Annotated in this window: 5 protein-coding genes; 4 read left to right on the top strand and 1 reads right to left on the bottom strand. The window is 55.6% G+C overall.

Features of this window, described 5'->3' with window-relative positions; all coding sequences use genetic code 11:
• Together RMSM_RS00055 and RMSM_RS00050 are read left to right on the top strand one after the other, a co-directional pair.
• The coding region (locus RMSM_RS00055; RefSeq protein ID WP_040763247.1) for a DUF1585 domain-containing protein at window positions 1-313 on the top strand (313 nt) is incomplete at its 5' end.
• Window positions 314-321: 8 nt separating this feature from the next.
• Window positions 322-1662, top strand: a complete 1341-nt coding sequence (locus tag RMSM_RS00050) for a DUF1552 domain-containing protein (RefSeq protein WP_008689655.1) — start codon at window positions 322-324, stop codon at window positions 1660-1662.
• 3 nt (window positions 1663-1665) lie between these two features.
• Here RMSM_RS00050 and RMSM_RS00045 read toward each other — a convergent pair whose 3' ends face one another.
• Window positions 1666-2364 carry a hypothetical protein gene (locus RMSM_RS00045; RefSeq protein WP_144057247.1) on the bottom strand — a complete coding sequence of 233 codons (699 nt, stop codon included), beginning with the start codon at window positions 2362-2364 and terminating at the stop codon, window positions 1666-1668.
• A 133-nt stretch (window positions 2365-2497) separates the two neighbouring features.
• Between RMSM_RS00045 and RMSM_RS00040 the strand changes: the two genes are divergently transcribed.
• Window positions 2498-3163 carry a phosphoribosylanthranilate isomerase gene (locus RMSM_RS00040; RefSeq protein ID WP_008689653.1) on the top strand — a complete coding sequence of 222 codons (666 nt, stop codon included), beginning with the start codon at window positions 2498-2500 and terminating at the stop codon, window positions 3161-3163.
• Window positions 3164-3380: 217 nt separating this feature from the next.
• On the top strand, window positions 3381-4721 hold the full coding sequence (gene ahcY, locus RMSM_RS00035) for an adenosylhomocysteinase (RefSeq protein ID WP_008689651.1): 1341 nt from the start codon (window positions 3381-3383) through the stop codon (window positions 4719-4721).
• The last annotated feature ends 270 nt before the right edge of the window (window positions 4722-4991 follow it).

Raw genomic sequence — 4991 nt, 5'->3', positions numbered from 1 at the left:
TTTTCGCGAATCCGAGAACAAACGCCCGATCGACGCTAGCGGTAGTTACGAAGACCGAAACGGCAACAAGGTCGCGTTTAAGGACGCTCGTGATTTGGCAAACTACCTTGTTGACAGCGAAGATGCTCACCGCGCGTTCGTGGAAGCCGCATTTGAGTATTTCGTCAAACAACCGATCGGAGCCTACGGCCCCGACAAACTTTCGGAACTGACCGAGCGATTCCGAACCAGCGGCTTTAAAGTCCGAGATTTGATTGTGTGGATCGCCGTAACCGCGGCGACAGAACCGATTTCGAAGCACCAAGAAACCTGAGCAGAATCATGATGAACCAGCCTCTATCTCGCCGAGACTTTTTGTTGAAATTTGGCGTCAGCGCCGCGGCGGCCAACTTTCTGTTCTCGCTGCCAAGCCTCGGTTGGGCCGCCTCGACCTCGGCTCGCAAGCAACGAATTGTTTTTCTGTTCAGCCCCAATGGAGTGATCCCCAAACACTTCTGGCCCGAAAAAGAAGGACGCGATTATGACATCAAACGCATCCTGCAGCCGCTTGCTGGATTCAAGGATCAAATGATGACGCTGCACGGCGTGTGCAACAAAATCCAAGGCGACGGCGACGGCCACATGCGCGGCATCGGCTGTTTGCTGACCGGAGTCGAATTGTTTCCTGGTGACATCCAAGGCGGCTCGGACACACCGGCCGGTTGGTCGCAAGGCATTTCGATCGACCAATATTTGAAAAACCAAATGCAGGCGGTCCCTGAAAAACAAACACGTTTTGGCTCGCTTGAATTCGGCGTCATGGTGCCCGACCGCGCCGACACCTGGACGCGAATGTCCTACGCTGGGCCGAACCAACCGGTCGCACCGATCAGCGATCCCTACCAAATGTTCGACAAACTGTATGGACAAAGCAAGAATCGCGAACTCTTGGCCAGCGTGCTGGATGATTTGAGCGAAGATTTTCGCCGAGTCGAAAACTTGATCAGCAGCGAAGATCGGCGGATCCTCGAAGAACATGTTGCGATGGTCCGCTCGGTGGAAAAGGAATTACAAACTGAACTCGAGCAATCGAAAAAGCACGGCGATGTCGGGCATGCCATCCCCGAGATGCCTGCGAATGTCGAAACCGAAAACGACAACATGCCGCAAATTGCCAAAATGCAAATCGAGCTGCTCGTCAACAGTTTTGCAGCTGATTTTGCTCGCGTGGCGACTTACCAAATCACCAACAGCGTCGGCAATGCGAGGATGCGTTGGCTTGGCATCGACGAAGGCCATCACGGGCTTTCGCACGAGCCCGACAAGAACGAAACCGCTTACGAAAAACTGATCAAGATCAACACCTGGTACGCCGAACAGGTGGCCTTCCTCGCTAAACGATTGGCAGAAACCCCCGAGCCCGATGGCAGCGGGTCACTGCTGGACAACACCACGATTGTGTGGACCAACGAACTTGGCAAAGGCAACTCACACACACGCAACAACATTCCGTTTGTGATGGTCGGCGGTGGACTCGGATTTGATACTGGCCGGGCGTTGAAATTCAACAACGTGCCGCACAACCGTTTGCTAATGAGCATCGCCGAAGCAATGGGACACCCCACCGACAGCTTTGGTAACCCCGATTACTGTGGCGATGGGAGCTTGACCGGACTGGTTTAGCGGCTAAGTCACGCAGACAAACATGGCAGCCACAACCAGCACGGCAAAGCAACATTGCCGTGCTCGCACAAGCATCGGCTGGCTGACACTGAACCATTTCGTATCGACATTGATGACATAGGATTCGCTTGCATTCGCGACATTCCCCACGCTGGGTCGACTTGCCCACATTGCGGGCGAAATGTGACGCGTCGGGGATATGACACACCAAGCGGCAAAGACGAGCGACACGATCACGGTGATCACCAAGGCAACCACAATCGACTGCGTCTGAAACGTTACTCCGTCGGCTCGTGCCACCGAATCTTGCCCAGGGGCGATCGGGGGCGACGCGTGGCGGAGACCTTGTTCTGACGCACTGGTTGCGGTTGGCCCTGAAGCCTTTTCCGGTGTCGTGGTCACAAAGGACGTTCGAGCAACGCTGCTAAGATGAGCCAGATCGCCCCCGTCCTGCGATGTTTTGGCTTGCGTTTGTTCGGCATAGAACTGGGCGACTTCGGCTTGCCACCGAGCGACGGCTGCGTCGGCCGAGACAGGGATGATGACAGCAGGAATGGATTTGACAGTGTCAGGCACGATCGCGTGGTCGGCCGACTCTGCTTCCACGCCGCTTGGCATCGAGTGAATTGCAAGCACGAACGACGAAATCGCCACCAATAGGAGGTCGCGGCCTGCGACACGTCGAACCTTCGTTGCCAGCATTCCAATCTCCAAAGCGTGCCGCCAAGCTTCCAAAACGCCAACCTTCCAAAACGAATGAGTTGCGGTGTAGTATCTATCGGTCAGTCGACATAGGCTGGCCCAGTCATTTGTTCCGGTTCGGTGTTGGGTTTCTGTGTTTCACATCAAAATTTGCGGCGTTCTACTCAAGACGGACATCGATGCTGTCCATCAAGCGGGGGGCGACGCGGTGGGGCTGAACTTTTATCCCCCCAGCGTTCGCTATCTCGATCCCCAGGCCGCCGGCACCCGCGTGCTTTCTGCTTACGCAGCTGACTGCGGGTTGTACCGAGTCGGTGTATTCGTCAACGAGCCGGCGGACTCGATTCGAGAGGTGATCGCCGAGGTCGGACTCGACGCGATTCAGCTACATGGTGACGAACTGGTTTCTGACGTCCCAGTATGGACCAAATTAGGGTTGCCGCTGATGCGAGCTGTGAAAATTCCTGGGGATAAATTGTCAGAAACTGAAATCGAGGACCGCGTCCGTCCTTGGATCGACGCCGGATGCCACGTGTTGCTCGATGCGGACGCAGGATCGGCTCACGGAGGAATCGGCCGATCACTGGATTGGGACTCTCTTCGCGACTGGTCCGCGAGATTCGCCGCCGTCCGCTGGACATTAGCGGGCGGTTTACGGCCCGAAAACGTCGCCGAGGCGATCCGTGTCTCGGGGGCTCGCAGCGTGGATGTTGCCAGCGGAGTCGAGTCGCCTCGAGGCCAAAAGTCGGCCGCTTTGATCGCTGCATTCTGCAAACAGGCGAAAAATGCCTTTGGCTGATTTGCCGTCCGCGATCCGGAAACCCCCACTTTGCCCCGTGCGAAAACCAAACTTTATGTTTATCATGCGGGCTTGCGTGCGGTTTATATGACCTGCACCACCCTGAAGAGCTCTGAGTGCGTTCGGGGGATTGCGAACCAGCGGGAGTCCCTGTGTTCGGTCCGCAACCCCTCTGACGCGCTTATTCCATCCCCTTTTCCAACATTGGAGTACGCCTGTGTCTCAAGTCGAAACCAACCGACTTCCCTACAAAGTCAAAGACATCAAGCTAGCGGAATACGGCCGCAAAGAAATTCAGCTTGCCGAAAACGAAATGCCTGGTTTGATGGCGCTTCGTGAAAAATACGGCAAATCAAAGCCGCTCGCCGGAGCTCGCATCGCCGGATGTCTGCACATGACCATCCAAACGGCGGTTCTGATCGAAACGTTGGTCGAACTCGGTGCCGAAGTGACTTGGAGCAGCTGTAACATTTTCAGCACCCAAGATCACGCCGCCGCTGCGATTGCTGCCGCTGGCATCCCCGTTTACGCCTGGAAGGGCATGAACGATCAAGAATTTGATTGGTGCATCGAGCAAACCTTGCACTTCCCTTCGGGCAAACCGATCAACATGATCCTGGACGACGGCGGTGACTTGACCGCGATGGTTCACGACAAGTTCCCGGAACTGTTGACGGAAATTCGCGGCATCAGCGAAGAAACCACCGCAGGCGTGCACCGCTTGGAAGTCCTAAATCGTTCGGGCAAGCTGCAAGTCCCTGCGATCAACGTCAACGACTCGGCTACCAAGAGCAAGTTCGACAACTTGTACGGTTGTCGCGAATCGCTCGCCGACGGCGTCAAGCGAGCCACCGACGTGATGTTGGCGGGCAAGGTCGCCGTGGTTTGCGGTTACGGCGATGTCGGTAAGGGATGTGCCCATTCGCTGCAGCGTTATGGCTGCCGCGTGATCGTCACCGAAATCGACCCGATCAATGCATTGCAAGCAGCGATGGAAGGTTTCGAAGTCACCACGATGGAAGAAGCCTGCAAAGAAGGCCACCTGTACGTCACCACGACAGGCAACAAGGACATCATCCTTGGTCAACACATGACCGAGATGCCCGAAGATGCCATCCTTTGCAACATCGGTCACTTCGATACTGAAATTGACGTTGCTTGGCTGGAAGCCGAAGTTGCCGCCGGACGTGCAACCAAGGACGAGATCAAGCCATCGGATGTCGGTGCCGTCGATCGCTACACCTTCAAAGAAAGTGGCCGCAGCATCCTCGTCCTTGCCAAGGGTCGCTTGGTCAACCTCGGTTGTGCCACCGGTCACCCTAGCTTCGTGATGAGCACTTCGTTCACGAACCAAGTTTTGGCACAAATCGAATTGTGGACCAAGCACGGCGAGTACGAAACCAAAGTCTACATGTTGCCTAAAGCACTCGACGAAGAAGTCGCACGATTGCACCTGGGCAAACTCGGCGTGAAGCTGACCACGCTGACCGCCGATCAAGCGGAATACATGGGCGTACCCGTGGAAGGCCCTTACAAGCCAGACCACTACCGCTACTAGGGTGCACGAGCACTACAGTGAATAACATTAAAACTCGGCCTTTTATTAAGGGCCGAGTTTTTTTATGTCCCTACGGTAAGCCACCGCTGCTTGGGGTAACATCATGGATGCATGCCGTTTTGACGCTGGCGTCTGATATTTCCCCTGTCCGTCTCTCCTTTAAACGCGAATCAAACGATGCCACAAATCGCTCCTTTTGCTGCACTGCGTTACAACCTGGACCACGTTGGCTCTCTGTCGGACGTGATCGCCGCCGCCCTACGACGTGAT

Origin of the sequence: Rhodopirellula maiorica SM1, assembly GCF_000346295.1 — a bacterium.
Lineage (GTDB): Bacteria > Planctomycetota > Planctomycetia > Pirellulales > Pirellulaceae > Novipirellula > Novipirellula maiorica.
The sequence above is the reverse complement of the archived record's forward strand: the minus strand, read 5'-3'. Positions and strand labels throughout refer to the sequence as shown.

Coding starts and splice junctions, on each gene's coding strand:
- RMSM_RS00050 (WP_008689655.1), top strand. CDS start 322: ATGATGAACCAGCCTCTATCTCGCCGAGACTTTTTGTTGAAATTTGGC.
- RMSM_RS00045 (WP_144057247.1), bottom strand. CDS start 2,364: ATGCTGGCAACGAAGGTTCGACGTGTCGCAGGCCGCGACCTCCTATTG.